The sequence below is a fragment of the Chryseobacterium sp. SIMBA_029 genome, assembly GCF_046535275.1.
Taxonomy (GTDB): Bacteria; Bacteroidota; Bacteroidia; order Flavobacteriales; family Weeksellaceae; genus Chryseobacterium.
The window spans coordinates 1-242 of the sequence record NZ_JAWRXA010000773.1 but is presented as its reverse complement, the minus strand read 5'-3'; the positions used below and the strand labels follow the sequence as shown (position 1 = coordinate 242).

Below are 242 nucleotides of genomic sequence, written 5' to 3'. Positions count from 1 at the left end.
GGCGAGGCGGTCAGCGTCATCATTCTTGGTGATTCCGAAGCCGACCAGGCCTCGGCTGGCGATCCCGATCTGCAGGTCGAGCCGCAGCCGGAGGAGGTGGTCGCTGAAAGCGTCCAGCCGGAAACCGTGCAGCCGACGGAGGTTCAGCCGACCGAAGTGCAGCCCGAGATGGCGCAGACGGTTGAAGCGAAGCCCGTTCAGCCAACTGAGGAAGTCACACGCGTTTCGCCTGAAACGGTGAC

The 242-nt window shown here is 64.0% G+C and carries 1 protein-coding gene; it reads left to right on the top strand.

Features of this window, described 5'->3' with window-relative positions:
- Positions 1–242: hypothetical protein (locus SB679_RS26020; RefSeq protein WP_410705280.1), on the top strand; the 242-nt coding region annotated here is incomplete at both ends.